Below are 26,980 nucleotides of genomic sequence, written 5' to 3' on the forward strand. Positions count from 1 at the left end.
CGCGGTTCGGGTCAGCCGAGCGGGCGGTCGGCGGGGCCGGGTTCCCGGAGGAGCCGGGCCAGGGCCAGCCCGGCGTACAGTGCGGCGCCGTCGGCGACCAGGTGGTCGTCGAAGACGACGTGCGGGGAGTGGTTGCCGGGCCCGTGTTCGAGGCTCTGCCCGGCCGGTGCGGCGCCGAGTTGCACGATGGTGCCCGGCACCTGGTCGAGGACGCGGGAGAAGTCCTCCGACGCGGTGAGCGGCTGGGCCATGTCCTGGTAGCGCCGCTCCCCGAACAGTTCGCGGGTGACGTCCGCGGCGAAGAGCGACTCCTCGGGGGTGGGGATGGTCGCCGGGTACTCGACGAGGTAGCGGGCCTCGGCGCGGACGCCGTGCGCGGCCGCGACGGCTTCGCACAGCCTCGGTAGAGCGCGGGCCAGCTGGTCGCTGACGGCGGGGTCGAAGGTGCGGACGGTCGCCTGGAAGTGCGCGGTCGCCGGGACGACGTTGGCCGCGGTTCCGGCGTGGATGGTGCCCACGCTCAGGGCGACCGGCTGCAGCGGGTCGACGCCGCGGGAGAGGTAGGCGTGGAGCTCGCCGACCATGGCGCAGGCCGCAGGGATGGGGTTGCGGGCATGGTGGGGGGCCGACCCGTGGCCACCGCTGCCGTGGACGGTGACGTCCAGCCGCGCGCAGGCGGCCATCAGCGGCCCGGGCCTGGTCGCGAAGCGGCCGCGCGGGTAGTGCCGCGCGCTGACGTGGAGGGCGTAGGCGGCCACCGGCCGGTCCCCGGCGGCCTCGAGCACGCCTTCCTGGAGCATCAGAGCGGCACCGTCGTGGCCTCCTTCTTCGCCCGGTTGGAACATCAGCACCACCTGGCCGGCCATCCGGTCGGCCCGTTGGGCGAGCAGCTGCGCCGCGCCGACCAGCATCGCGGTGTGGAGGTCGTGCCCGCAGGCGTGCATGCGGTCGGTGAAGCGCGATTCGAAGGGCAGGCCGGTCTGCTCGGCGATCGGCAGCGCGTCCATGTCGGCGCGCAGCAGGACGGTCGGTCCGGGCCTGGCGCCCTTCAGCACCGCGGTCACCGAGGACAGTGACCGGCCCTGGGTGACGGCCACGGGCAGGGAGTCCAGGGCGGCCAGGACCTTCTCCTGAGTCCGCGGCAGGGCGAGCCCGACCTCGGGTTCCCGGTGCAGACTCCGGCGCAGCCGGATCAGATCGCCGGCCATGTCTCCGGTGTCGTCGAGAAGGTCGTCAAGAAGGTTCATCGTGTTCCCTCGGGCATTCCCCTGGGGAGGGGCTCGGCGGTTGGGACGATGATGTGGGTGACGACACATCTACGGCCCACACAGACCGAATCAGTCATAAATGACCGGACAAACGCAAGGAACGAGCATGATCGGCGAGGAAGAACTGGCAATGGTGCACGCGCTCCAGGTACAGCCGCGCGCCACCTGGTCCGAGCTGGCCGCCGTGCTGGGCTGTACCGCCGCGACCGCCTCACGGCGCTGGGAACAGCTCCAGGCGAGCGGCACGGCCTGGGTGACCGCTGTGCCGGGCCCGCGGGCCGACGCGTTCGTCGCGTTCGTCTCGCTCCGGTGCGCGCCCGGGCGACGTGAGGACGTGGCCGCCGCGCTGGTCGACGACCCGGCCGCCGTCACCGTCGAGATCACCGCGGGCAGTCACGACCTGCTCGTCGAAGTGATCACGCCAGGGCCCGGCGCGTTCACGCGCTATCTGCTGGACCGGGTCGAACGGCTTCCTGGGGTGGTCGGGTCCACGGTGACCATCGCCACCACCGTGGTCACCGAGGCGAGCCGGTGGCGACTCGACGCGCTCGACCCGGGCCAGTCCCAGGCCCTCGCACACGGGGCGCTCCCCCGCTCCTTCGGGGCAGCGGCCGCACGGCCGGCCGCCAGACACTTGTCCGAGCTGGACCGCAGGCTGCTCGCGGAGCTGAGCCGGGACGGCAGGATGCCGTGGCAGCAGCTCGCCGAACGCACGGGCACCAGCGCGGCCACCGCGCGACGCCGCTGCGAACGGCTGCTGGCCACCGGGGAGGCCGCCCTGCGCTGTGACGTGGCCGCGCCCCTGATCGAACGCCCGGTGACGGTCTCGCTGTGGACACGGGTGCCCGCCGCCGACCTGAGCAGCGTCGCCCGTTCTCTGGCCGCCGTCCCCAGCGTCCGCTTCATCGCCACCACCGCGGGCACCCACAACCTGCTGGTGATTCTGTGGCTGCGCTCGGTCGACGAGGTGCACCATCTGGAGGTCGACCTGGCCGCGCGCTGCCCGACCCTCGCGGTGCTGGACCGGACCATCGCCCTGCACACCGCCAAGCGCATGGGCCGCGTCTTCGACGCCGCCGGACACAGCAGCCGCACCGTTCCGATGGGGCCCTGGGCGATCCCGGCATGACGGTGTTTCCGGCACACCAGTAGTCATGTGTCGGCGTACGAACCTTTTCTTACGTGTACGCCGACAACACTGCCCTCGAACAGGGAAAACGCACCGACAAGAGTGACTGTCCGCCGGAGAAGAGCCTTCCAGAAGCGGACGCCGGTCCGGAGCGGCCGTGTCCGTGGTGGCACGAGGTCAGCACGTACGCGTTTCAGTCGGCGTTCGCGGACGTGGACCGGGCGTGGAGGAACTGGCTCGATTCGCTGCGCGGTGTGCGGGCGGGGCGGAGGGTCGGCTACCTGCGGTTCAAGAAGAAGGGACGGGCCCGGGCTTCCTTCCGTCTTCACCACGACGTGAAGAAGCCGTCGATCCGGTTGGCGACGTACCGGAGGCTGCGGCTGCCGACGATCGGTGAGGTCCGCCTGCACGACTCCGGCAAGCGCCTGGGCCGGCTCGTCGAACGCGGCCGGGCGGTCGTGCAGTCCGCGACTGTCTCCCGGGCCGGCCACCGCTGGTACGCCTCCGTGTTGCGCAAGGTCGCCATGACTGTCCCCGAGCAGCCGTCACAGCGGCAGCGCCGGCGTGGGACCGCCGGCGTCGACCTCGGTGTGAAGACCCTCGCTGCCCTTTCCCAGTCACTTGACCCCGCCGCCCCAACCAGCGTCCTGGTCGCCCCCCGCCGCCTCGCCCGCGCCGAGCAGCGGCTGGTGATGATGGGACTCGTCGAATTCGGTTCTGTCCGCACTTCCGTGAACGATCTTTCAGTGTCCACCAGGCGGAACCGTGCGGTCGCCACGCGTTACGGCAAGCTCACGGTCCGCTATGAGGCGACTGTGCTGGTCGCAGCGATCAACGAATGGCTATGAACCTGTCTCGCGCGTCATCACGTATGTGTTCCCGATGTCGGGATCGCCGTAGAAGAAGAACAGCTTCAACTCGTCGTGCTGATCGCGGTCCACACAGAAGGACCACGAGTGTGTCGATGGGGGTTCGGGAGTCGAGGCGTCAGTGGCCGTCGCGGGGGAACGGCTCTCCAGTCGGGTCCGGGCTGTCAGTGCGAGTCGGACGACCTGTCCGCCATCGTCGTCGGTCAGTTGCCAGCTTCCCGTACCGGAGAGGCGCCATCCGTCCTCGAAGTCGAAGTCTTGCCCGTCGAGCTTTTCGAGAAGAGCCGTTCCGTCTTTGCGGAGCACCACGCGGGTCTCCTCGACGTTTTCCCAGCCCCCAGCGATTCGGCCGTCGTAGTCTCGTGGATCCCTGTTCCCTCGTAGTAGTGACAGGGGCCGGCACATGCCGTCAGGGCGGCCAAAACCGCCATCAAGCCGCCGAGGGGCCCCCACGCACGCAGCCTGCTTCCGCCCGCCACCAGGGCCTCCCGCCCTCAGCCCGTATCGGCCAACCGATAGGGGTGGGCCGTGGAGAGATACCCTGTCAGGCTAGTTGAACGCGTTCAACTCTGTGACTGGGTGGGTGGCGCGTACGACCCTCGGCTCGTGCATCCAGCCCTGCACGTAGTCACCGACGAACACCGCGAACAGCGTTTTCGATACACGTCCTAGCTGCGTTCGATCGCGGTGAAGCGGAGCAGCCTTCCGGTAGCACAGCCGGTGGGTTGCCCGCTCCGCGGTCCAAGCCTGGCGGCTTTCTCTCTCGTGGCGCGTTGGATCGAGGCATGCTCCGCGGAGACCTGTCGGCCGCCCCTTGTTCGTGTGCCAACTCGCCGCCCTCACGGGCCATCGGCCAGAGGCCCCCTCCATGCCGACCAAGATCCGGGCCATACGCGGACCAGCCACCTGCAGTTTGGCCGAATCATGGCCGTTTCCGCTGGTCAGCGGCAACACGAGGCGTGTACCACCAGCACTCGAAGAATCTGCTGGTGTCGTACTCGCCGAAGAGGCTCGGCTTCTTCCAGGGGCAGGCCCGGGGAGCCTGACCAGACGAAACACGCGTCGGGCGCCCCTCTCGGCATGGGACCGGGTCGACGGAGGGTGCGGGCGGTCCTGCTCGGCTGTGTACGACTCGGTGCCGCGCGCTCGACGGCCTCCTCCGCCCCGTTCAGGGAGCCGACCGTAAGGGGATCCGATGTGAACGGCGGACCAGACCATGCCTGGCGCCTTCGACGTGTCACTTCCGTCTCCTCCGGCCGGACCGTCGTGGCCGTGTCCGGCGAACTCGACATGGACACCAGTCCCCATCCGGCCGTAGTGATCGAGGCCCTCACTTCCCGGCTCTACGCTGCCGCGCCCGGGCCTTGGTCTACGCGCGGGCGCGGGCCTGCGCCTTCCGTGCGTCCCTGCCGCCGTTCCAGAGGCGTACGGCGAGGACGGCCGCCGAGGCGGCGAAGAGGCAGGCGGTGACCAGCAGCCACCGCCCCAGGAAGACGTCGGCCGGCAGACCGAAGGCGAAGGCGGACACCCGGACGTGGTTGACCCCGTTCCGTGGCCTGCCCCGGACCTCTCCCGGGTGGTTTTCCCAGGACGCGTTGTACGGCGAGGTCGGTGACCGCGTACAGCGCCCGGAGCACGAGCACGACGCCGAGCGTGACGTGCACCCCCTGGGTGACCCGGTAGGGCCAGTACGGAGAGGTCGGCCAGGAGAAGAGGTAGAAGCCGAGCCACCCCTTGCCCTGGGTCTGATCGTTGACCGCCGCGAGGTCCGGTTCGTAGGCGGCGGACCGTCAGGTGCGGCCGCTCCGCCGTCGTTCGCGTTCGTGGGGTGCCTCCGTGGATTGCGCGTTCGTGGGTTCGCCGGGCCTCCCACGCCGAGAAGACATCCCTCCGCCTGCACGGAAGGGTTCGTGACACGCCGACACGAATGGTCCTGTGCTGTTGCCCGGCCGCGCGGGGGCCCGGCTGCCGGGCCTCGTGGTCGCCGAGTCGTCGTCCGGTCGGCCGGTCCACGGGTGGCGTGGTCCCGCGGATCGCTTCCGGGCCGCCCACCCGCCTACGACGGCCAGGGCGGCGACGGCGTACGACCGTGCCGGCATCGGCCACCACGCGGCCGGTGACATAGGCGGCCGCACCCGCGATCGCGACGACGCACGGCGCGGCCCAGAAGTGGGGGAACAGCAGGCACAGCGGTTTCCGGAGGAGGCGTCCTGGTAGCCCTCCCCGTCGGCGTATCCGCCCGGTGGTTCAGGACGGAGGAGCGGGAGAGCAGGATGTGCGGCACGTACAGGGCTGCAAGGACAGCGGCGGCGGGCAGCAGGACGGCGAGGACGTCGGCGTGGGCGTTGTCGACCGCCTCGACAGGAACGGCCGGGCAGCAGGCCCAGTGGGCGGCCGTCCGCGGGTCCCTTCTGCGTCGCAGGATCCGCAGCAGCACCGGCGTGGTGGCCACGGAGAGGACGGCGCCGCCCACCTGGAGGGCTTTGCGGCGGACACCGCCCGGAGAGAGGACGTGGACGAGGAGGAAGTACGGCTCGCCGGCCGGAGGGTGGATCGTGTGCGCCTGGGGGCGGTTGATCCGCGTGCAGACGCCCTCGGAGACGGCCGCCGGGCCGGGCTTGCCGCACTCCGGCCCGGTGGGGAACAGCCAGACGTCCCGGTACGGCACGAGGGCGGTATCGGCCGGGCGTGGTCGTACGGGGAGATGCCCGCCGCCTGTACTCGGCCGTCCCAGGCGTAGCGGTACGAATCGGTGCCGGTGCGGGGCGCGGCCGCCAGGCCCGTGGCGGCGACCGCGATGCCGCCGAGGAGGACCAGGGCGGTGGTGTGCCGGGCGGGCACCCTGCGCAGGGACCAGGCGGCAGCCGCGAACAGGGCCCAGCACGTGGCATACGGCATGAGGTGCGCCACAGGGACCGTCGAAGGCGGCTCGGGTGCTTCCGTGGGCGCCGTGCGCTCTGGTAGACGTGGTGGCGTACTTGTTCGATTCATCCCGAAAGCACCCCCATGAACCACGACCCCGGTCCTCGTTCCGACCTGGTCGGCTTCAGCATCGACCTCACCGTCGAGGAGGCACGTCGGCGTGCCGAAGTCGTGGCGGCCCTGGGGCCCGACTGGGACCCCGTGGCCGTTCTGCGCGAGGAGGAGGCGGCGCACGCCCTGCTGTACTCGGGCTTGGACGAGGAGCAGCAGAGGATTCACGCGATGCTGGTCGAGGCCGGTGTGCTGCCCGGGGAGGTGCCGGGCCGTGCGTCTTCCGCTTGACCCCCACGCCGACCCGGCTCGGCGGGCCTGGGTCGCGTGTCCCGGCTGCGACGACGCCCGTGACTGCGCGACCTGCCTGGACCGCCGGAACTGCCGGAGCCACTGGCGCTATCTGATCGGGAACAACGGGCTCCGGGTCCACCTGCAGTGTCCGAACTGCACCCACACGTGGACCCTCGACACCTCCCGTGAGCGACGCGGCAGCCGGGCCTGAGCTCAGCAGATCCGCGGCAACTGCTCTCCGAGTGGCATGTCCACGACGCGAGTGCCACCGAGTCCGGTACGCGCCACCACCATGCCCGGGTGGGTCTCGACCGCCTCGCCGATCACCGCCGCTCCGGCGCCCATGGGGTGGGCGCGCATCGCGGCCAGCACGGCGTCGGCGTGGTCACGCGGGACGAAGGCGACGAGCTTGCCCTCGTTCGCCACGTACATGGGGTCGAGGCCGAGCACCGCGCAGGCGTTGCCGACCGCTTCGGGGACCGGGACGGCGCGCTCCTGGAGGACGACGCCCGTGCCCGACGCCGCCGCGATCTCGTTCAGCGAGGCGGCCAGGCCGCCTCGCGTGGGGTCGCGCAGCACGTGCAGGTCCCGCGTGACGGCGAGCATCGCCTCGACGAGGCCGCCGAGCGGTGCGCAGTCGCTGGTGATCTCGACACCGAATTCGAGGCCCTCCCGCACGCTCATGATCGCCACGCCGTGCATACCGATCGGGCCGCTCACGATCACCACGTCTCCGGGCACCACCCGTTGCGGGCGCAGGTCGACTCCGTCGGGGATCAGCCCGACCCCCGAGGTGTTGATGTAGACACCGTCGCCGTGGCCGGCCTCCACGACCTTGGTGTCGCCGGTGACGACCTGGACGCCGGCCGCGCGCGCCGCCTCACCGAGGGCCTGCGCGACGCGGGCGACCACGTCGGTCTCGACGCCCTCCTCCAGGATGAACCCGCAGGAGAGGTGGCTCGCCCGGGCACCGCTCATGGCGAGGTCGTTCACGGTGCCGTTGACGGCGAGGTCGCCGATGCTGCCGCCGGGGAAGAACAGCGGGCGCACCACGAAGGAGTCCGTGGAGAACGCCAGGCGGGCGCCGCCGATCCGGATCTCGGCCGCGTCCGCGGTGTGGGCGAGGGCCGGTCCGCCGTAGGCGGGGGCGAAGACGCCCTCGATCAGCTCGGCGGACAGCGCTCCTCCGCCGCCGTGGCCCATGACGATGCGCGGGTGGTCGCGCAGGGGCGTCGGACAGGTCCAGGCGAGCATGTCGGGTGCCGGCGGCGCGGCGTCGGCCGCCGGGGTGGTGCTGACGGTGTCAGGCAAGGGGGCTGCCCTCCAGGGAGGCGGTGACCGGGGACGGGGTGCCGGAGGCCGTGGGGGCCGACGCGGGAGGCCGCTGTCCCGGGGTTCCCGCGTCGAGCCGCCGGTAGAGGTAATAGGCGGCGCAGGCGCCCTCGCTGGACACCATCGTGGCGCCGAGCGGGGAGCGGGGCGTGCAGGTGGTGCCGAACGCCTCGCACTCGTTCGGTTTCAGCAGGCCCTGGAGGACTTCGCCGCTGCGGCACTCGGCGGGCTCGCGGGTGTCGATCCCCTCGACGGAGAAGCGGTGCTCGGCGTCGTGATCGCGGTAGCGTGCGGACAGCCGCCAGCCGCTGTCCGGGATGACGCCGATGCCGCGCCAGGCCCGGTCGGCGACCTCGAAGACGTCGCTCAGCATCGCCTGTGCCGCCGGATTGCCCTCGGCTGTCACGGCGCGCTGATAGGCGTTCTCCACCGTGTGCTCGCCCCGCTCCAGCTGAAGCACGGTCCTGCGTACGCCTTCCAGGATGTCCAGCGGCTCGAATCCGGTGACCACGATCGGCACCTGGTGGCGTCGCGCGAGCTCCGGGTACTCGGCCGTGCCCATTACGCTGCAGACGTGGCCGGCGGCGAGGAAGCCCTGGACGCGGCACTCAGGTGACCGCATGATCGCGTCGATCGCCGGGGGGACGCGGACGTGGGACACGAGCAGGCTGAAGTTGCGGATGTTCCGCTTGCGCGCCTGATGGACCGTCATCGCGTTGGGCGGCGCCGTGGTCTCGAAGCCGATGCCGAAGAAGACCACCTCCCGGTCGGGGTTCTGCTCGGCGATCCGCAGCGCGTCCAGAGGGGAGTAGACCACCCTGACGTCGCCGCCCTGCCCGCGGACCTGGAAGAGGTCGCGGCCCGTGCCGGGGACGCGGAGCATGTCGCCGAAGGAGCAGAAGATCACCCCCGGTCGTGAAGCGATCTCCAGGGCCTTGTCGATCATCTCCAGCGGAGTGACGCAGACCGGACAGCCCGGGCCGTGGATCAGCTCGATCTCGGGCGGCAGGAGCTGGTCGATGCCGTGCCGGATGATGCTGTGGGTCTGGCCGCCGCAGACTTCCATCAGGGCCCAGGGGCGCGTCACCGTCGCACGGATCTCGTCGAGCAGCCGGCCCGCCAGGTCCGGGTTCTGGAACTCGTCGATGTACTTCACTGCCGCACCTCCCCGCCGACGCCGTCCTGCGCCGGCCACTCGCCGCCCGCGGCCTCTGCGGCCTCCCACGGGTCTCCGAACTCCTCCTGGAGCAGGCCGAGGGTCTCGAACAGCTCCAGCGTCCGCCGGGCCGACTCCTCGTCGAGCTTCTGGAGGGCGAAGCCCACGTGCACGATGGCGTACTCACCGGGCTTCAGGTCCGGCAGGTACTCCAGGCACACCTCCTTGACCACGCCGCCGAAGTCGACCGTGGCCATCCGGGTGCCGTCCCGGACCTCGACGTCCAGCACTTTTCCGGGTACCGCCAGGCACATGGGTGTCTCCTCAGTTTCGCTCTCGTCGTGGTGTGCCGGCGGCCGCCCCGTCCGTGATCCGGGCGGCCACGACGAGCTGGCCCAGAGCCAGCCCGCCGTCGTTCGGCGGGATCTGACGGTGGCGCAGGACGGTGAAGCCGTCCTCCCGCAGTCCTTCGGCGCAGGCCGAGGAGAGCACCGTGTTGGCGAACACTCCCCCGGTCAGGGCGACGGTCTCCACGCCGGTCTCGTCGCGGGCGGCGGCGCAGACCACACGCACCCATCGGGCCACGGCCCGGTGGAACCGCGCCGCGACGACGACTGCGGGGGTCCCGTCCAGCACGTCGGCGACCACCGCCGCCAGCAGGGGTGCGGGATCGGCGGTGAGCGGGGCACCGGGCTCCGGTGAGCCGAGCCGGAAGGCGTAGCGTGCGTCCTCGGCCACGCCGGGTGCGCGCAGGGCCGCGGCCTCCAGCTCGATCGCGGCCTGCGCCTCGTATCCGGCGTGCTGGCAGATCCCCACGATCGAGGAGACGGCGTCGAAGAGGCGCCCCATGCTGGACGTGGGCACGCAGTTCAGCTCGCGCTCCAACTGCCTTTCCAGCAGCGGTAGTTCTCCGGGCTCACAGGCTCGCGCGCAGGGCAGTGCCCGGTCGGCGGCGAGGCCCGCGGCCCGCAGGTGGGACAGAGCCATGCGGTACGGCCGGCGTACGGCCGCGTCACCGCCCGGCAGGGGTACGTAGGCCAGGTGCGCGAACCGTCGGAACCCGGCGTAGTCCGCGAGAAGGAACTCGCCGCCCCACACGGCGCCGTCGAGGCCGTAGCCGGTGCCGTCGAAGGCAACGCCGATCACGGGACGCGTGCCGTCGAGACCGTTCTCGGCCATCGCCGCCGCGACGTGCGCGTGGTGGTGTTGTACGGGGACGACGGGCCGTCCCGCCGCGTGTTCGCGGGCCCAGCGGCTGGACCGGTAGACGGGGTGGCGGTCGGCGGCGAGCAGTTCGGGTCGTACGCCCGTCACGGACTCGAGCCGGCGCTCGGCGGAGGCGAGGGCGAGCTGGGTGGCGAGGTCGTCCATGTCCCCGATGTGGGCGGAGAGCCAGGCCTGGCGTCCGGCGCCGAGACAGAAGGTGTTCTTCAGGTCACCGCCGACGGCGAGGGCGGGAGCGACGTCGACGGGCAGCGTGACCGGCAGCGGTGCGTAGCCCCGGGAGCGGCGCAGCGTCAGCTGTTCGCCGTCGCAGACGCGGACGACGGAGTCGTCGCACGGCACATGGATCGGTCGGTCGTGCAGCAGCCAGGCGTCCGCCAGTCCGGCGAGCCTGGTCAGCGCTTCCGCGTCGTCCGTGACGATGGGCTCGCCCGAGAGATTGCCGCTGGTCATCACCAGCAGGCGGGGCCCTTCCCGGTCCGCCGCGCCGAGGCCGAGGAGCAGGTGGTGCACCGGGGTGTACGGGAGCATGAAGCCGAGGTCCGGGCTGCCCGGCGCCACCGCCCGCGCCGGCGCGGCCCCGTGGCGCGGCCGGGCGTCGTCGCGGCGGCGCAGCAGGACGACGGGCCGGACGCGGCCGGTGAGGAGTTCGCGTTCGAGCGGGCCGAGGTGGACGAGGGGCTCGATGTCGGCGAGGTCCGCGGCCATCATCGCGAACGGTTTGTCACCGCGCGCCTTGCGGCGGCGCAGTTCGGCCACCGCGTCGGGGTTCGTCGCGTCGCAGGCCAGGTGGTAGCCGCCGAGGCCCTTGACGGCGAGGATCGCGCCGGAGGCGAGCATCCTGCGCGCGGCGGCGACCGGGGCGTCGCCGGGGTCGGAGGTGAGGCGAGGATGCGGCTCGGGGCCGGAGGGGGCCGGCCGGTCCGGCGTCGTGACCAGCCGCAGCCGCGGGCCGCAGCGGGGGCAGGCGACGGGCTGCGCGTGGAAGCGCCGGTCGGCCGGGTCCTCGTACTCCCGGGCGCAGTCCGGACACATCGGGAAGGCGGCCATGGTGGTGTGTACCCGGTCGTAGGGCAGTCCCGTGACGATCGTGAACCGCGGGCCGCAGTTGGTGCAGGTGATGAAGGGGTGCAGATACCGCCGGTCGGCCGGGTCGGCGAGTTCCGCGAGGCAGTCCTCGCAGGTGGCCGTGTCCGGCGGGACGAGGGTGCGGACGGCGCCGCCCCGGCGGGAGGGCACGATCGTGAATCCGCTGCCGCCGCTCGCGGTCACCTCGGCCGTCTCGACCGACTCCACCCGGGCCAGGGGCGGGGCGTCGGGCGCGAGGCGGGCGCAGAAGGAGGCGACGTCCGCGGGGTCTCCCTCGACCTCCGCGACGACGCCGTCCGCCGTGTTGGTGACGTGACCGGACAGACGCAGCCCGGTGGCGAGGGCGTAGACGAAGGGCCGGAAGCCCACGCCCTGCACGACGCCGCGGACGACGACACGGCTGCGCAGCGGGGCCGTGGCGGGTGCGGGTCCGGGTCGCGCCGTGCTCACGCGCCGGCCCGGGCCATCACCGGGGTGTGGACTTGGTTCCCCTCGGTCGCGGCGAGGGCCCGGTCGAGGAGTACTCCGGCGCCCCGGCCGTCACGCACCGAGCTGAGGACGACCTCGACTCCGGGGTTGACCTGCTCCACGTGGGCGCGGAAGGCCGTCTCGTCGAACTCCGCCGCGTCGGCCATGTCGGTCTTGGTGACGATCACCAACTGGGCGAGGCCGAACGCGGTGGGGTACTTGAGCGGCTTGTCCTCCCCCTCGGTCACCGAGGCGAGTACGACGCGGAGCGACTCGCCCAGGTCGTAGCCGGCGGGGCATACGAGGTTGCCGACGTTCTCGACGAACAGCAGCCGGGTGGACTCGGGCAGCCAGTCGTGCAGGTGCCGGGCGACCATGTCGGCCTCCAGATGGCAGAGGCCGTCGGTGAGCACCTGCTTGACGGGGGCGCCCGAGCGGGCCAGGCGACGGGCGTCGTTCTCCGTGGCCAGGTCGGCGGTGAGCGCGGCGGCGGCGACGCCCCGTTCACCGGCGAGGCGCAGTTCACGCTCCAGCAGGGCGGTCTTGCCGCTTCCGGGGCTGGAGAGCAGGTTGACCACCGTGGTGCCGCGGGAGGTCAGTTCGGTACGCAGGATCTGTGCCGCGGCCTCGTTCTTGGCGAGAACGGCACGCTGGAGATCGACTGCTCGGCACATGCTCAGCTCTCCTCGGTGATCGGTTGACGACGTTCTTCGCGCGCCGCCTCGGGGCCGGCCCAGCGGACCTCGCGGATCTGCAGTTCGCGGCCGGAGACGAGTTCCCCGGCTGCGGCGCCGCAGCCGGGGCAGAGCAGTCGCGGCGGCATGCCGACCGCCCAGACGTCGGCGCAGGGTTCGCAGCGCGCGGTGCCCGGGACGGTACGGGTGATCAGCTCGGCGCCCTCGACGACGGTTCCGGCGCAGGCGAGTTCGAAGCAGAAGGCGAGGGCGTCGGCGACGACGCCGGCCAGCTCGCCCACGTCCAGCTCGATGCTGCTGACACCGACGGCGCCGCGGGACTTCGCCGCGGCCTCGACCTGGTCGACGACGGCGACCGCGAGGGACATCTCGTGCATCGGTCTCCGTCCTGGGCGCGGGTGGGTCTCGGGCGCCATTAGAGGCCGGGCGGCGGCGGAGTCCCGCCCGGCACGCCGGGACCGCACGGCGGTGTCGTCCGTTCGGTGCAGCCGCCGCCACCGACCCGCGGGTGCGTCACATCCTGCTGATGCGCAGATAGCGCCGGAGGTCGGGGAGGACTCCGACGACGACGGCCACGACGGCCAGGGCGGCGGTGGCGGCGACTGCGGCGCCGAGGACGTTCTTGCGCATGGTGCTCTCCGTTTCGGTCTTCATACGACGGCTTCCTGGCGGACCAGTTCGGTCACCATGCGCACCGCCTCGGGCACGGCCGCGGCGACCTGCGGGCTGAGCCCGATGCCCTCGTCGAGGCAGGCCGGTTCGCAGCCGACGACGAGGATCCGCCGTGGCGGCGCGGCCCCGGTTCCCGCGCACAGGGTGTCGAGCAGGGCGAGGACGGCGTCGGGCGTCATCCGGTGGCCGTCGAGCGGCGCGGGCTCCGTGCCGCGGCCGCGGTCGTCGGCCGCCGAGGCGTCGATCAGATAGAGCGTCCCCGGTTCACCGCCGCGGGCGGTGACGTCGACGAGGACGAGGGTGTCCCAGCCGTCGAGGAGTTCGTAGGCGAGGTGGACGCCCCGGACCCCGACGTCGGCCAGTTCGACGGAGGCGGGGAGTCCCTCGCGGGTGAGCCGCCGCAGGGTCTCCACGCCGAAGCCGTCGTCGCCGAGGAAGATGTTGCCCACCCCGGCCACGAGGGTGCGGGCCGTGCCGGGCGTCCGGGCCTCGGGCGCGGGGCCGTTCACATGTCCTCCAGGGCTTCGACCTCGTCGGGCTTGAAGTAGAGGAACCGGCCCTGTTCGCGGCGGATGTCGGCGCCCGGGTCGTCCTCCATGGTCACCGCGATGTGGACTCCGCCGTCGACGTCGTGGAGGACGGCCTCGACCAGTGCGCTGCGCCCGTCGAGGAACAGGTCCTGGGCGTCCGTGCGGCGCAGCCGGGGGCGCAGGAGGACCCTGCCGCCCGCGCGGACCGCGCGTCCGTCGACGAGGACGTGGTCGCTGCCCGGATCGACGGCGGTGTCGCCGCCCGGGTCCCACCAGGGTGTCTCCGGTTCGAGGATGTTCCCGGCCGGCTTCGGGGGCCCGGTGACGCTCTGGAGACTCCGTACGGCTCCGTGCAGGCGTTCGAGGACTTCGGGCGGCATGGTGTCCGCGAGCTCGATCACCGCCGCCGCGCGGGCGTCGGTCCCCCTGGCCTCGCGCTTCTCCTCGTCGGTGAGGGCCGCCGTGCGCAGGGCGAGGATCTCGTCGATCTCGGTCGCGTCGTAGAGGGCGCCGGGGCTCTCGGGCGCGATGGCCGGATGGTCCTCCAGGATGATCGGCGAGGAGAGCATCAGGTCGTCGCGTCCGGGTTCGCCGGCGAGGACGGGCCAGGTGTGCAGGTTGCGGCAGGCGGCGACGGCACCCTTCGCCCATTCCGGCGGGTCGGTCATCGACAGGAACGAGCCGCCGTCGATGCGGAGCAGCGTGTGGGCGGCGACGAGGGAGTACGGCAGTGCCGCGTGGCGGTCGGTGTCCCCCTCGGCGGTCCAGTCGCTGGTGTTCTCCACCGTGACCGAGAGGCGTTCGACGCGGTACGGGCCGTCGAGTTCGGCCGCCGAGACCCGCAGGGTGCCGCGAATCTCCTCGCGGCGGCGTACGAGCCGGCCGAGGACGCGTCCCTGGGCGTCGGCGACCTCCTCCGTCTCCTCGGCGGCGGGGCGGGTGAAGGGCAGGACGGTGCCGTCGCCCCGCAGTTCGGCGACGGGTACGACGAGGGTGACGCGCTCCTCGACGCCCTCGTCCCAGGCCACCAGGACCCGGTCGGCCAGCCGGAGTTCGCCGGTCGGTGCGTAGGTCCCGTCCTCGCGGAGTTCCTCGACGGTACGCCGCTGGGCGCGCAGGAAGCGGACCTCCACGGCGAGTTCGGCGCCGGTCCTGGGCTCCATGAGGCACTCGGTGAGCTGGAAGTCGTGTTCCTCGGCGGCGGCGCTCCAGGACGGCGGCACCAGGACCCCGAACTGCCAGCGGAGCCGGTTCTTCGCGGCGGACGCACGGTACGGGTAGAGGACGTACCCCTCGAAGAGGACGGCGTCGGCGACGTGCCGGGCGACGGCGAACCGCGCCTCGGTGCCGGGGGTGAAGGCGACGGTGGTCATCGTGTCCTCTCCCCCGCCGCTTCGAGCAGGGACTCGACGGTGGCCTCCCACGACGGGAGGGCCCGGCGCGAGCGGTAGGCGAGCAGGGCGTCCATGGCGTCGCCCGGGAGCCGGATCCATCCGCAGCCGGGGAAGTGCTGGTCGATCATCTCGCGCCACACCTTCACGGGCATGCGGTGGGAGACCTCCTTGTCCCAGGGAACGGGCTCGACGTGGAAGCCGCCGGCGCCGGTGAAGGCGGTGCCGGAGAAGAGCAGGAGCAGCGGGACGTCGCCGTCGGAGAGCGCCCGGAAGTAGCGGGACGCGGCGATGTCGGTGTCGTAGGTGCACGGCACGACGAGGTCGGTCTCGATCTCGCCGGTGAAGCCGGGCACCATGACGGAGGCCTGGGCGAACTGGACCGGGTTGAGGCTGCTGCCCCACCGGGAGCGTTCGCCGAAGAGGTCGGCCAGGGCCGCGGCCTCGTGGTCGTCGTAGCCGCGCCGGGCGGGTTCGACACGGATCTGGCAGCGCAGGGCCATGGCGTGGACCCGGGTGCCGCCGGTGGCGGTGATCCGCAGCCGGAACACGAGCGTGGGTCCGGCCGCGTAGGCGTCGGCGCGGACGTCGGTGCAGCTGAAGGAGAACTCGGTCACGGCCTGCTCCCCTGCGGTTCGCGGGCCAGGCCGCGGACGTGGGCGAAGAGGGCGTCGAGGTCGGCCCGCGCCTCCGCGCCTCCGTCGAAGCCCTGCCAGTGCAGTCGCATGCGGCCCACCAGTTCGTAGCAGAGGTCGATCGGCACGAGGAAGCACTCGGTTCGGCCCTCGTGGCGGCGCAGCAGCAGGGCCTCGACGTCGGGTTCGAGGTGGGCGGCGAGCCGGGTGGCGTCGAGGACGGACCGCCAGGCGTCCTCCTCCAGTTCGCTCTCGGTGGCGCCGGCGGGGCTCGGGTAGAGCACCACCGGCCGGTCGAGGGCGGAGTTGCGGAAGAAGAACGCGACCGAGACCGGGATCCGCAGCGACTCCCAGGCCCGGTCGTCGATCCGGTGGCCCGGGTCACTCAGGAAGCGGCCGGGGACCGCCCGGAACCGCCCGGGGGAGGCGGCGGAGCGGTCCATGAGCTGTGCGCACGGGCCGCAGGCGCAGACCAGGGCCCGCTTGTCCGTGTCGACGAGATGCGGGTGGCGCTCCTCGGCCGCCAGCGGGGCGCCGCACAGTTCGCAGCGCTCCTGGCGGGGCGGGCGGGGAGTGGTGAACCGGCGCAGGCCGGTGGGCGCCGGGGACCGCACGGCGCTGTTCGGCGGCCCGTTCACCGGGCGGCCGATGAGCGGTTGTCCGCGCCCGCGGGCGACGGACGGGTGCCGATCTGGAGCAGCGCCGGTTCGCGCGGGGCGCGGCTCTCCAGCTGCACGCAGGTCACCTCGGGGGCGAAACAGGCGAGGGCGTCCACGGCCGCCTGCCGGACGGACTCCTGGGTGCCGGAGCAGCCGCAGCCGGTCGAGGCGGTGACCCGCAGCCGCAGCACGCCCGTCGCCGGGTCGAATCCGGCGTTCTCCACGGGCTGCGGCAGGGCTGCCAGGGCGCGGTCGATGCGGGTCGGCGCGTCCTCGGGGTGCAGCCCGTGCAGGTTGAGGAGGCTCGCGACGAGTTCGTCCGCGAGCAGCGGGCCCAGCGGGTCGGCGGGCGGACGGGCGGCGGGGCGCCCGAGGAGCTCGACGACGCGGGCGATGCCGCTGCCGTAGAACTCCATGAGGACGCGTACCACTTCCTCCGTGGCCGCGCAGGCCTCGTCGTCGCCGTTCTCGGCCAGCCGGCCCAGGACCTCCTCGACCCGCCGGCCCGCCTGTTCGGCGGTGGTCGCGCTCATCCGGCCAGACCGCTCAGGCCGGTGGGCACGTGCATCTGCTTCACGGTCCTGCCGTCGCCCGTGTACATGTGGACGCCGCACGGCAGGCAGGGGTCGAAGCTGCGCACGGCGCGCATGATGTCGATGCCCTTGAAGTTCTCGGGCGTGTTCTCTTCGAAGATCGGGGTGTTCTGCACCGCGTCCTCGTACGGGCCGGGGGTTCCGAACGTGTCCCGCGTGGAGGCGTTCCACGGCGTCGGCGGATAGGGGTGGTAGTTGGCGATCTTGCCGTCCCTGATGACCATGTGGTGCGAGAGGACACCCCGTACGGCCTCGGTGAAGCCGACACCGATGGACTCGTCCGGCACGTCGAACTTCTCCCACGTCTGCGTGCGGCCGGCGCGGACCTCCTCCAGGCTCTTCTCGGCGCAGTGCAGGGCGACGGCGGCCGCGTACGCCTGGAAGTAGGTCCGGGCGCGGTTGCGCTCCAGGGCGTTGCTCCACTTCGGGATCTTCCACTCGAAGGTGGTCTCCGGCTTGGTCATCGTCCGGGGGAGGTTGATCACGACGCTGTGCCCGGTGGCCTTGACGTAGCCGATGTCGACGAGGCCGGAGAGCGCGGTGGACCACAGGCGCGCGATGGGGCCGCCGCCGGTGTCGAGTGCCAGGTGGTCCTTGCCGTCGAACCAGCGCGGGGACATGACCCAGCTGTACTTGTCGTCGAAGTTCCGCTTCTGCGGGGCAGGGATCGTGTGCTGGTTCCACGGGTGGCGCGGGTCGACCGGGTTGCCCAGCGGATCGTGGGTGACGAACTGCTCCTGGCCCTGCCAGTCCTCGTAGTACGAGCTGCCGAGCAGGATGCGGATGCCGAGGTTGATCTCGGTGAGGTCGTTGGTCACCAGCTTGCCGTCGACGACGACACCGGGGGTGACGAACATCCGCCGACCCCAGTCGGTCATGTTGGCGTAGGTGAAGTCGCAGTGCTCGGGGTCGTTGAGCGCGCCCCAGCAGCCGAGCAGCACACGGCGGCGGCCGACCTCCTCGTAGCCGGGCAGCGCCTCGTAGAAGAAGTCGAAGAGGTCGTCGTGGAGCGGGACGACCCGCTTCATGAACTCCACGTAGCGCATGAGGCGGCTCATGTAGTCGGTGAACAGCTGCACGGACGCGACCGTGCCGACGCCGCCGGGGTAGAGGGTGGAGGGGTGGACGTGCCGCCCCTCCATGAGACAGAACATCTCCCGGGTGTAGCGGCTGACCTGGAGCGCCTCGCGGTAGAACTCGCCCTCGAGGGGGTTGAGAGAGCGCATGATGTCCGCGATCGTGCGGTAGCCGTGCTCGGCGGCGTGCGGCGCCTCGGTGCGCTCGGCCAGCTCCAGGACGCCGGGGTTGGTCTCGCGGACCATCTTCTCGCAGTAGTCGACCCCGACCAGGTTCTCCTGGAAGATGTTGTGGTCGAACATGTACTCTGCGGACTCGCCGAGGTTGATGATCCACTCGCCGAGATGCGGGGGCTTCACGCCGTACGCCATGTTCTGCGCGTACACGGAGCAGGTCGCGTGGTTGTCACCGCAGATGCCGCAGATGCGGCTGGTGATGAAGTGCGCGTCGCGGGGGTCCTTGCCCCGCATGAAGACGCTGTAGCCGCGGAAGACGGAGGACGTGCTGTAGCACTCCGCGACGCGCTTCTGCTTGAAATCGATCTTCGTGTGGATGCCGAGGCTGCCCACGATCCGGGTGATGGGGTCCCAGGCCATCTCCACAAGGCCGGAGCCGTCACCCGTCGTCTTCGCCGGAGATGCCATGGTCGCTGTGATGCCCTTCGTCAACTCTTCGACTACACGAACAGTGGGTTGGATGGGGGTCTTGCGGGGTGGCGCGATGGCGTCACGGTCACCAGGGCGGCCGGTAGCCGGTGGTGATGCGCTCGCCGGTGTGCCGCCACTTCGGCTCCTTGTCCACGGTCTTGGCCGTGATGGTCCGCAGGCGGCGGATGACGGAGCCGTACACGCCGCTGGCGGTGCTGGAGACCTTGCCGCCGGGAGGTTCGTCCATGAACGGCATGAACTTGTCCGGGAATCCGGGCATCGTGCACGCGATGCAGATGCCGCCGACGTTCGGACAGCCGCCGACACCGTTCATCCAGCCGCGCTTGGGGACGTTGCACTTGACGACGGGGCCCCAGCAACCGAGCTTGACCAGGCACTTGGGCGAGTCGTACGTCGAGGCGAACTGGCCCTGCTCGTAGTAGCCGGCCCGGTCGCAGCCCTCGTGCACGGTCGCCCCGAACAGCCAGGTGGGGCGGAGCTTGTCGTCCAGCGGGATCATGGGTGCGGAGCCGACCGCCTGGTAGAGCAGGTAGGTCAGCGTCTCCGCGAAGTTGTCCGGCTGGATGGGGCAGCCGGGCACGCACACGATCGGGATGCCGGCGTGGGACTTCCAGTCCCAGCCCAGGTAGTCGGGCACGCCCATCGCGCCGGTCGGGTTCCCCGCCATGGCGTGGATGCCGCCGTACGTGGCGCAGGTGCCGATCGCGACCACCGCGAGGGCCTTGGGCGCCAGCCGGTCGATCCACTCGCTGGTGGTGATGGGCTGACCGGTCTCCGGGTCGTCGCCGAAGCCGCACCAGTAGCCCTCCTGCTTGATCGCCTCGTTCGGGATCGAGCCCTCGATCACCAGCACGAACGGGTCGATCTCGCCCCGCTCACCCTTGAAGAACCACTCGATGAACGTGTCGGCGCCTCCCACCGGACCGCACTCGAAGTCGATCAGGGGCCAGTGGACCGCGATCCTGGGCAGCCCTGGCAGCCCCGCGAGGGCGATCTCCTCGATGCTGGGCTGCATGGCGGCGGTCAGGGCCACCGAGTCTCCGTCACAGCTCAGACCCGCGTTGATCCAGAGGATGTGGATCGGCTTCTCTTCGCTGCCGGGTGCGGCACCCTGATCCTCGACCGGGGCCGGCTTCACTGCGCTCATGGGTCGCCTCCTGAGGAGGGATGGGGCGAAGGCCTCATGTCGGGCCTAGGTCTTGCTTAACAGTCGGCCGATCCGCCCGCGCCCGCACCTGGGCCGTTCGGGAGCGGCGCTCGGAGGGCCTCCTTCCGGACGAAGGCCCGGCGCCGCGCGTGGTAGCTCGCGGCGGGATCGTCGAAGATCGTCCGCATCCGGGAGAGCTCCCGCTCACGGTGGGCCGCGAGGGGAGCGACGGACTCCCGGCGCTCGTGCTCCGCCTTCTTGGCCGCGATCCGCGGCTGGAGACCGCCACGGGATGCCAGGTGGAGGGCCAATCGGGTGACCTCGGCGGCGAACTCCCCGGGTCCGCAGTCGACGACCCGGTCGACCAGCCCCATGTCGAGCGATGCGGCCGCGGACACCGGCGTGGCCTCTTCGGTGAGGCGCGCGGCCAGGGCCTCGCCCACCTTCCCGGGCAGGGTGCGGGTCCAGTACTCCGATCCGTACAGGCCCATGCGCCGGTAGTGCGGGTTGAGCACCGCCCCCGAACGGCACCAGACCTCGTCGGCGGCGAGGGCGAGCATCACCCCGCCGGCGGCGGCGTTGCCGCCGATCGCGCTCACGACGAGCCGGTCGGTCGTGGTGAGAACCGCCTCGACCAGGTCGTTCATGGCATTGATGTTGGCCCAGGACTCGGCGGCGGGGTCGGCGGCGGCCTCGATGACGTTCAGATGGATGCCGTTGGAGAAGAAGTCGCGCTGCCCGCCGAGCACCAGGACGGAGGTGGGACGCCCACGGGCGGTCTCGTACGCGTCCAGCAGGCGGCGGCACTGGTCGGTGCTCATCGCCCCGCCGGGGAACGCGAAGGACAGGACGCCGACCGGCCCCTGTTCGCGGTACGAGATGTCGGTCCAGGTCCGCCGGCCCGGCGCCGGATCGGCGGGTGCCGGCAGTTCGGGGAGCTCCGGCAGCCGGCCCGCGAGGGCCAGGGTGGCGGGGAGCTTGCAGGCACGCGGCCTGCCGGGGCCGGTGCGGGCACGGAGTTCGGGGATCCACACCGCGCCGTCCACGGTGGCGCGGCAGACCGCGCCCGCCCGGGTGGCCAGCAGAGCGCCGGGCCGCCCGCGCAGACCGTCCTCCGCGTGGCCGCCGTGCAGGAACCACTCGGCGCCGAGCAGCCGGTCCGGGACGCCGGGCTGCGAGTCGGCGGCCCGCAGGGTGCGCAGCACGGTCCCGGTGGTGTCCTCGCCCCACGAGATCCGGCGCTCCTCCTGGCGGAGAGCGGGACGGGCGCGGATCTCGCCGGTCTGCGGACGCGGTACCGCCCCGGCGGCGACCCTCTCGACGGCGCGGAGCACGGCGGCCACGGCGGCGTCGGACAGTTCGTTGCGGTACAGATCGCTCTTGCCGACCTCCGGCACGCGGAAGGTCGCGGATGCCCAGACGTCGCCCGCGTCCATCTCCTCGTCGGCCTGGAGGACGGTGACGCCCCACTCCTCGGCCCCGTCGTGGATCGCGTGGTCCAGCGAGGACGGGCCGCGGTCGCCCACGGGTCCGGGGTGCACGATCAGGCAACGGTGCGCCGTCCACACATCGCGGGGCACGACGGCCTTCAGCATGGGGGCCACGACCAGATCGGGCGCGTGGCGCGCCACGGCCTCGCGCACGGCGGCACCGTCGGGGGTGACCTCCACGGGAACGATGTGCCCGCGGTCGCGCAGCTCGACCAGGACGCGCTGGGTCAGGCTGTTGAAGCTGCTGGCGACGAGCAGGATGCGCATGGGCGGCCTTTCCGGGTCGCGGAGGGGGTTGCGGCCCTGGGAACCGCGGTCCACCAACCGCCTGCGATCATCGGCCAGCACGAGGAGGCCGGCAGGGTGGCGGAGCCCGCACCTCACCCGTTCGAGGTGTGCGTCCGGCCGATTGGCGGCCTGATCGCCGCAGAGCGCCGTCCAGGAGACGCGCCATGCGTCTCGTGGGAAGATCAGAGTCCCAAGGGTTTGCGAACGCATGCCCCTCGCACGGACAGGCAGGTCGGCTCATGGCCGAGAAACCGAAGTCCTCCAGGCCCTCGCGCGGCGAGCCGAGCCGCGACGGTATGGCCGGGCAGCACGGCTGGTCCCCTGATGTGGACGAAACGCGACAGCAGGAGAATCCGAGCGCTTCGCGTTCCTTCCGCCCCGAGAAGCACGCGCCCCCACCCGGCAAGGGACGGAAGACCTCCAAGGAGGAAGAAGGGAACGTCCCCGGCGACACCGTTCACGGCGACACGGCCAGGGGCGAGAAACGAGGCCGCTCATCGGAGAAGGGCATGCGCGACACCGGCCGAAGGGGTCGGACACAGCGCCCCAGTGGCACGAAGGACGACTCGGCGTTCACCGGCGTGAACCCGGACGACGACTCCTCCGGTCCCCGCCCGGGCTGACGCGGCGCCGAGGACGAAGGGCCACCACGCCATACGGAGCGTTCCTCACCGCCGCTTCGGCCATCAGACGGCGGGGACTGCTCACCCTGCAGTGGACGACACGTGCCGTCGTTCCTGCTGGCCAGAAGGGCGCCTCGTCTGTACCACCAGCAGACCAAGAACATCTTGCAGAGTTACAGTCCCAAGAAGCTTGGGTTCTTCTAGAGGCACGAAGGAGGCGCCGGACCTGGTCTTCCACCCGTCAGACACCTCCTCGCTCGCCCCACGTAAGGAGAAGTCGCGTCCACACCAGAACTCCCGGATTTCACTGGCGGGAGGGGCACAGTCCGGGCGTGGGTATCCGCCCGACAGATTGAGCATTACCGGCGTTTTCTGAGGTCAGAAACTATCTATTCCAGCGGAGCGGTTTTGCACCGAGCCGCGAAGTGGTCGAGGAAGCGCCAACGGATGTTGGCAGTGCGCGAGGGTCTCACTGCTCTGGTCGATGGGTCAGAAGGGACGAGGGACGGCTGCGCGGGGCGCGGGGTGGGTGACCTGGGCCCAGCCCTCCCGCTCGTAGAAGGCGACGGCGTCACGGGCGGCGGCAGAACACAGCAGCTGGCAGCACCCGTCGGCCCGGGCCGTCGCGGCGGCGGCCAGCAGCTCATCGGCGAGCCGCCTCAGGTAGACGACGCCCGCCCGGACACCGAGGCCGCTCGCCGCGACCTCGGCGCCCGCCTGGTGGCCGCTCTGGCTCCGCTGCCGGAGGGCCCGACCTGTCCCCCGTTCACGGTATTCGCAACCTACAACCGATACCGCGGAGCAAAGGACACGCAGGTGTGGCCCTTTGCGGACCACGGAGGCGGACACGGAACCGAGCGGCGTACGCAGCTGAACCGGATCAAGGACCAGCGTCTGCTGTCGACCCGGATGTGACGCGAAGGCGACGCGATCGATCCGACTCCATGGAGGAGCCAGGGACTCACTGGGCATTCGAGTGTCGCCGCAAGCCGACCCCGCAAGCCGCCAGGCATGCTCGTCGTGGACGCGGCGACATCGCGGTGTGTCAGTACCGCCAGGACAGCCGGACGTGGAGCAGCTCGGTCCGCAGTGCGGGTGTGCCGTCGACCGGTGCCGGGTTCTCCGCGGTCGGCTCGATGCCTCCGGCGGCGACCTTGTCGAGTGTCGCCAGACCGGCGGGGCCGACCGTGCCGAACACCGTGTAGTTCGGTCGCAGTGCGGAGTCGCCGTAGACGACGAAGAACTGAGAGCCGTTCGTGTTCGGGCTGGCGTTGGCCATCGCCAGCAGGCCGCGTCCGTAGAGCCGGCGCGTGCCCGTGGGATCGGTGGCTGCGGGCGGTAGGTCCACCGGCAGTTCGTCCTTGTACTTGTACCCGGGCCCGCCCTCACCGGTGCCGGTCGGGTCACCGCACTGCAAGACCTTCAGCGTCGGGTACGCCGTCAGGCGGTGGCACACCGTACGGTCGTAGAAACCGTGCCGCGCCAGGTGCAGGAAACTCTGGACCGTGCATGGCGCCTTGGCCCGGTCCAAGCGCAGCGGAAGCGGGCCCTGACTGGTCGGAACAGCCAGGTCGACCGTGCCACGAGCAGGGGTGCGCCGTGGGTCGGGCGGCAGCGGAACACGGCGCGCCGGCGGCTCGTCCGGGGTCTGGGTGTACTGGCAGGGACCGTGCGTGGTGCGCGGCGGAGCGCTGTCGGAAGCGGTGGCGACACTCCCCCCGGACACCACTAACGCCGCGGCCGCGAATGCACTGATCAGTGCTCGTCTCATCTTGCACGCCCTCCCGATGATCTCCAGGTCTTGGAGCGGTCGCAGTCTAGGGCGTGGTGTGACCTGCGGGAGTGGGATTTCCGGCCGATCAGCGTGACCAGAGTCCCATCATTCAGACGACGCGGCCTTGGCCTTGCCGGGACCGCTGGAGCCCGTACCGAATCGACGGCACCGTGGAACACCCCGCGAGTGAGGGGAACAACGGTGCCCTGTCGCGGGGCCCGGGAAGGCGCCGCCGTCGGTCTGGGTCGGCACATATCCAGCATTCGCCTAGTAGTGCTTCGTTACGTCGAGTGATCTCGCCTGGTGGTGGGCATCTCCCGGTCATGAGGCTTGGGGAGGTGGAACGGCTCCGGGATGAGTTGTCGGAGTTCGTTGCCGATGTGTTCGCCTCGTTGCCGCGGCGGGATCAGCGCCGGTGGGGCGGGTGTTATCTGCGGGGTCTGATGCTGGACGGCCGGCGGAAGTCGATCCAGCCGATGGCCGAGCGGCTGCCGGACGGGAACATGCAGGCCCTGCAGCAGTTCGTGAACCAGTCGCCGTGGGATCCGCTACCGGTGCGGCGGCGGATCGCCGAGCGGTTGAGCGAGGCGATCCGGCCTGAGGTGTGGGTGATCGACGATGTGTCGTTCCCCAAGTGCGGCACCGCTTCGGTGGGGGTGGCCCGGCAGTACTGCGGAGCGTTGGGCAAGCGGGCGAACTGCCAGGTCGCCGTCAGCGTGCACGCGGCCACCGACACCGCATCGTGCCCGCTCGACTGGGAACTGTTTCTGCCCGAGGACTGGGCGGCCGATCACGTACGACGTCAGCGTGCCGGGATTCCCGACGAGGTCGGGCACGTCTCGAAGCCCTACTTGGCTCTGGGACTGTTGGACCGGATGGCCGAGCAGGGTCTCGCGGTGCCGGTGATCGTGGCCGATGCCGGTTACGGCCGAAGCGTGGGTTTCCGCCTCGCTTTGGAGGAACGCGGCTGGTCCTATGTCATAGCGGTGGATCCGAAGGAAGTCGCCCGCCCGGCCGCGGCCGACCCGTTCCAGCCCGCCTACGGCGGTCTGGGGCCGCCCACGCTGCCCCGCTACCGAGAGCCGGCCCGGCCCCTGACCTCGTTCGTCACCCCGGACACCTCGTTCCAACAAGTCGCCTGGCGGCAGGGCAGCAAGGGCCTGATGACCTCCCGCTTCGCCGTGATCGAAGTCCGGCCGTCGGGCAAGGAAGCCTGCCGCACCGCCCAGGAACAGGCCGGTGGACGCAACCGCTGGGACGGTGTTCTCCCGCTGAAGACCCTGCTGGTCGAACAGCCGGCGGATGCCGCCGGGCCGACCGGTTTCTGGATGACCGACCTGCCCGCCACCACACCCGTCACCGACCTGGTCCGCTGGGCGAAGATGCGCTGGCGCATCGAACACGACTACCGCGAGCTCAAGCACGGCCTGGGCCTGGACCACTTCGAGGGCCGGACCTGGCGCGGCTGGCACCATCACGTCACCCTCGTCACCGCCGCCCAGGCCTTCCTCACCCTGCGGCGCCTCGACCCAAAAGCACGCACGCCGGCCTGACCCTCTACCAGGTCCTCGACGCCCTTCAGGACCTGCTGCAGTGCTGGACCGGCACCTGCACCACCTGCGGCCGACGCCTGCCCCGCAACACAACCAGACTCAGAACCTAACGAAGCACTACTAGGAGCTGTCCGGGCGATCACGCGTCCCCGTTAGGGTGACTCAGCGGAGGGACGTCATGAGTGCTGTGGAGATGAGTCGCGCGGAGGCGGTCACGCTCGTGCAGCGGATCATGGAGGCGGACTACGCCTCGGACGACGAGGTGGACCGCTGGCTGGACAGACTGGACAGAGCCCTGGCATGCCCGTCTGGTCATGTCAGCGACTTGATCTTTTGGTCGCGGGCGCGGGAGCTTTCGGCTGACGAGGTAGTCGACCAGGCTCTGGCGTACCGGCCGATCGCTTTGTGAGGTGACGGCTCAACTCCGAAGCCAGATGAGCAGAGCTGCGGTGGTGGCCGTGCCGAGGAAGACGTAGCCGCGCTTGTCATAGCGAGTGGCCACGGCCCGGGACTGCTTCAGCCTGTTGATCGCCCGTTCGACGGTGTTGCGCTTCTTGTACCGCTCTTCGCCGAAGCCTGGCGGCCGTCCGCCGCGTGAGCCCTTGCGCAGGCGGGCGGCCTGGCTGTCGGTCTTCTCCGGGATCGTGTGCCGAATGCCCCGGTGCCGCAGGTACTTGCGGCACGGACCGTTGCTGTAGCCCTTGTCGGCCGCGAGGCTGTCGGGCTTCATGCGCGGTCGGCCCGGACCGACCCGCGGGACGCGGATCTTTTCCAGCACCGTCTGGAAGTGAGTGCAGTCCGCCCGCTGTCCGGCGGTGACGACCAGGGAGAGCGGGCGGCAGCGGCCGTCCGCGCTCAGGTGGAGCTTGCTGGTGAACCCGCCACGCGAGCGGCCCAAGCCCTCACCTCCAGCACCACCTCCACCAGGCGGGCGACCAGACTCTGCCACGGCGTCTCGGCCTGGTGTTCCATCTCTTCGGCCCCCTTTGATCCCGGAGCCGGAGCCGGAGCCGGAGGCGGGTCGGTGCGGGCGCCGGCCGCGTGCTGGTGCGCGCGGACAATGGTGGAGTCGACCGAGATATCCCAGTCGATCTCGCCTGCGGCGTCGGCCGCGGCCTGGACTTGCTGGAGCAGGCGTTCCCAGGTTCCGTCGGCCGACCACAGGCGGTGGCGTTCGTAGACGGTCTTCCACGGCCCGAAACGTTCGGGCAGGTCACGCCACTGCACCCCGGTCCGCACCCGGTGCAGAATCCCGTCGATCACCTGCCGGTGGTTCCGCCACCGGCCACAACGCCCGTTGCTGACCGGCAGGAACGGGCGCAGCCGTTCCCACTCGCCATCACTCAGATCACCTCGTCCCATGGCAGGAAGAACGACCTGGAC

The 26,980-nt window shown here is 71.3% G+C and carries 26 protein-coding genes and 2 pseudogenes; 7 read left to right on the plus strand and 21 right to left on the minus strand.

Translation table 11 applies throughout. The features are described 5' to 3' along the window. Positions 1–11: 11 nt before the first annotated feature. Entirely contained in the window at positions 12–1,247 is a 1,236-nt protein-coding gene (locus SVTN_RS00545; RefSeq protein ID WP_041127327.1) for a M20 metallopeptidase family protein, read from the minus strand. A 127-nt stretch (positions 1,248–1,374) separates the two neighbouring features. Between SVTN_RS00545 and SVTN_RS00550 the strand changes: the two genes are divergently transcribed. Beyond that, the gene (locus tag SVTN_RS00550) at positions 1,375–2,397 is read left to right on the plus strand and encodes an Lrp/AsnC family transcriptional regulator (protein ID WP_159026396.1); all 1,023 of its coding nucleotides are present in this window, start codon (positions 1,375–1,377) and stop codon (positions 2,395–2,397) included. A 53-nt stretch (positions 2,398–2,450) separates the two neighbouring features. After that, positions 2,451–3,245, plus strand: coding sequence for a hypothetical protein (locus SVTN_RS00555; protein ID WP_159026397.1), 795 nt, complete (start codon positions 2,451–2,453; stop codon positions 3,243–3,245). On the opposite strand, the gene SVTN_RS00560 is transcribed toward SVTN_RS00555, so the two are convergent. From SVTN_RS00560 to SVTN_RS46495, 3 genes and pseudogenes are all read right to left on the minus strand, one after another. Next, a complete protein-coding gene (locus tag SVTN_RS00560; protein WP_245727405.1) occupies positions 3,240–3,575 on the minus strand; it encodes a hypothetical protein in 336 nt (111 codons plus the stop codon). The genes SVTN_RS00555 and SVTN_RS00560 overlap by 6 nt on opposite strands. A 1,060-nt stretch (positions 3,576–4,635) precedes the next feature. Further along, positions 4,636–4,794 carry a hypothetical protein gene (locus tag SVTN_RS44095; protein WP_159026398.1) on the minus strand — a complete coding sequence of 53 codons (159 nt, stop codon included), beginning with the start codon at positions 4,792–4,794 and terminating at the stop codon, positions 4,636–4,638. A gap of 16 nt (positions 4,795–4,810) precedes the next feature. Continuing rightward, positions 4,811–5,050, minus strand: a pseudogene (locus SVTN_RS46495) (molybdopterin-dependent oxidoreductase); the annotation flags it as partial. Between the two features lie 1,222 nt (positions 5,051–6,272). Here SVTN_RS46495 and SVTN_RS00580 point away from each other — a divergent pair. After that, positions 6,273–6,530: a DUF6400 family protein gene (locus SVTN_RS00580; RefSeq protein WP_041127330.1), complete on the plus strand. Its 258-nt coding sequence runs from the start codon at positions 6,273–6,275 to the stop codon at positions 6,528–6,530. Next, positions 6,514–6,744, plus strand: coding sequence for a hypothetical protein (locus SVTN_RS00585; RefSeq protein WP_041127331.1), 231 nt, complete (start codon positions 6,514–6,516; stop codon positions 6,742–6,744). The genes SVTN_RS00580 and SVTN_RS00585 overlap by 17 nt, the downstream gene beginning before the upstream one ends. A 2-nt stretch (positions 6,745–6,746) precedes the next feature. Here SVTN_RS00585 and hypE read toward each other — a convergent pair whose 3' ends face one another. The 15 genes from hypE to SVTN_RS00655 all read right to left on the minus strand — a co-directional run bounded on the left by hypE (position 6,747) and on the right by SVTN_RS00655 (position 21,626). Continuing rightward, the gene (gene hypE / locus SVTN_RS00590; protein ID WP_052499589.1) at positions 6,747–7,787 is read right to left on the minus strand and encodes a hydrogenase expression/formation protein HypE; all 1,041 of its coding nucleotides are present in this window, start codon (positions 7,785–7,787) and stop codon (positions 6,747–6,749) included. 49 nt (positions 7,788–7,836) lie between these two features. After that, positions 7,837–9,021, minus strand: a complete 1,185-nt coding sequence (hypD, locus tag SVTN_RS00595; RefSeq protein WP_041127333.1) for a hydrogenase formation protein HypD — start codon at positions 9,019–9,021, stop codon at positions 7,837–7,839. Further along, positions 9,018–9,335 (minus strand): HypC/HybG/HupF family hydrogenase formation chaperone, encoded by a 318-nt coding sequence (locus SVTN_RS00600; protein WP_078908108.1) that lies wholly within the window; start codon positions 9,333–9,335, stop codon positions 9,018–9,020. The genes hypD and SVTN_RS00600 overlap by 4 nt, the downstream gene beginning before the upstream one ends. Positions 9,336–9,345: 10 nt before the next feature. Beyond that, the gene (hypF, locus tag SVTN_RS00605) at positions 9,346–11,784 is read right to left on the minus strand and encodes a carbamoyltransferase HypF (protein WP_041127335.1); all 2,439 of its coding nucleotides are present in this window, start codon (positions 11,782–11,784) and stop codon (positions 9,346–9,348) included. Further along, positions 11,781–12,476, minus strand: a complete 696-nt coding sequence (gene hypB / locus SVTN_RS00610; protein WP_041127336.1) for a hydrogenase nickel incorporation protein HypB — start codon at positions 12,474–12,476, stop codon at positions 11,781–11,783. Before hypB ends, hypF begins: the two co-directional genes overlap by 4 nt. Before the next feature lie 2 nt (positions 12,477–12,478). Further along, complete coding sequence (locus tag SVTN_RS00615; protein ID WP_041127337.1) at positions 12,479–12,874, minus strand: hydrogenase maturation nickel metallochaperone HypA/HybF; 396 nt, start codon at positions 12,872–12,874, stop codon at positions 12,479–12,481. 136 nt (positions 12,875–13,010) lie between these two features. Beyond that, positions 13,011–13,151 carry a DUF6893 family small protein gene (locus SVTN_RS44100; RefSeq protein WP_159026399.1) on the minus strand — a complete coding sequence of 47 codons (141 nt, stop codon included), beginning with the start codon at positions 13,149–13,151 and terminating at the stop codon, positions 13,011–13,013. Next, entirely contained in the window at positions 13,148–13,678 is a 531-nt protein-coding gene (locus SVTN_RS00620) for a hydrogenase maturation protease (protein ID WP_041127338.1), read from the minus strand. Before SVTN_RS00620 ends, SVTN_RS44100 begins: the two co-directional genes overlap by 4 nt. Further along, positions 13,675–15,072, minus strand: coding sequence for a hypothetical protein (locus SVTN_RS00625; RefSeq protein ID WP_041127339.1), 1,398 nt, complete (start codon positions 15,070–15,072; stop codon positions 13,675–13,677). Before SVTN_RS00625 ends, SVTN_RS00620 begins: the two co-directional genes overlap by 4 nt. After that, positions 15,069–15,707: a DUF6084 family protein gene (locus SVTN_RS00630; RefSeq protein WP_041127340.1), complete on the minus strand. Its 639-nt coding sequence runs from the start codon at positions 15,705–15,707 to the stop codon at positions 15,069–15,071. The genes SVTN_RS00625 and SVTN_RS00630 overlap by 4 nt, the downstream gene beginning before the upstream one ends. Beyond that, on the minus strand, positions 15,704–16,363 hold the full coding sequence (locus tag SVTN_RS00635; protein WP_052498812.1) for a DUF5947 family protein: 660 nt from the start codon (positions 16,361–16,363) through the stop codon (positions 15,704–15,706). The genes SVTN_RS00630 and SVTN_RS00635 overlap by 4 nt, the downstream gene beginning before the upstream one ends. Next, positions 16,360–16,917: a hypothetical protein gene (locus SVTN_RS00640; protein ID WP_041127341.1), complete on the minus strand. Its 558-nt coding sequence runs from the start codon at positions 16,915–16,917 to the stop codon at positions 16,360–16,362. Before SVTN_RS00640 ends, SVTN_RS00635 begins: the two co-directional genes overlap by 4 nt. Continuing rightward, positions 16,914–18,698 carry a nickel-dependent hydrogenase large subunit gene (locus SVTN_RS00645; protein ID WP_041127342.1) on the minus strand — a complete coding sequence of 595 codons (1,785 nt, stop codon included), beginning with the start codon at positions 18,696–18,698 and terminating at the stop codon, positions 16,914–16,916. The genes SVTN_RS00640 and SVTN_RS00645 overlap by 4 nt, the downstream gene beginning before the upstream one ends. 88 nt (positions 18,699–18,786) lie before the next feature. Continuing rightward, positions 18,787–19,869 (minus strand): NADH-quinone oxidoreductase subunit B family protein, encoded by a 1,083-nt coding sequence (locus tag SVTN_RS00650; RefSeq protein ID WP_041127343.1) that lies wholly within the window; start codon positions 19,867–19,869, stop codon positions 18,787–18,789. Positions 19,870–19,925: 56 nt separating this feature from the next. After that, entirely contained in the window at positions 19,926–21,626 is a 1,701-nt protein-coding gene (locus SVTN_RS00655) for a hydrogenase maturation protein (protein ID WP_041127344.1), read from the minus strand. 1,091 nt (positions 21,627–22,717) lie between these two features. Here SVTN_RS00655 and SVTN_RS00665 point away from each other — a divergent pair. Beyond that, positions 22,718–23,185 carry an acetylxylan esterase gene (locus SVTN_RS00665; protein ID WP_041127346.1) on the plus strand — a complete coding sequence of 156 codons (468 nt, stop codon included), beginning with the start codon at positions 22,718–22,720 and terminating at the stop codon, positions 23,183–23,185. A 130-nt stretch (positions 23,186–23,315) separates the two neighbouring features. Here SVTN_RS00665 and SVTN_RS00670 read toward each other — a convergent pair whose 3' ends face one another. Further along, a complete protein-coding gene (locus SVTN_RS00670) occupies positions 23,316–24,041 on the minus strand; it encodes a peptidylprolyl isomerase (protein ID WP_041127347.1) in 726 nt (241 codons plus the stop codon). 326 nt (positions 24,042–24,367) lie between these two features. On the opposite strand from SVTN_RS00670, the gene SVTN_RS00675 reads away from it, so the two are divergent. Then, positions 24,368–25,597 carry an IS701 family transposase gene (locus SVTN_RS00675; protein WP_078908110.1) on the plus strand — a complete coding sequence of 410 codons (1,230 nt, stop codon included), beginning with the start codon at positions 24,368–24,370 and terminating at the stop codon, positions 25,595–25,597. Positions 25,598–25,775: 178 nt separating this feature from the next. Beyond that, positions 25,776–26,006 carry a bacteriocin immunity protein gene (locus tag SVTN_RS00680; RefSeq protein ID WP_041127349.1) on the plus strand — a complete coding sequence of 77 codons (231 nt, stop codon included), beginning with the start codon at positions 25,776–25,778 and terminating at the stop codon, positions 26,004–26,006. Positions 26,007–26,015: 9 nt separating this feature from the next. Here the strand turns inward: SVTN_RS00680 and SVTN_RS41655 are convergent. Beyond that, positions 26,016–26,959: pseudogene (locus tag SVTN_RS41655) on the minus strand (IS5 family transposase). Between the last annotated feature and the right edge of the window lie 21 nt (positions 26,960–26,980).

The organism is Streptomyces vietnamensis, assembly GCF_000830005.1.
GTDB classification, from domain to species: Bacteria; Actinomycetota; Actinomycetes; order Streptomycetales; family Streptomycetaceae; genus Streptomyces; species Streptomyces vietnamensis.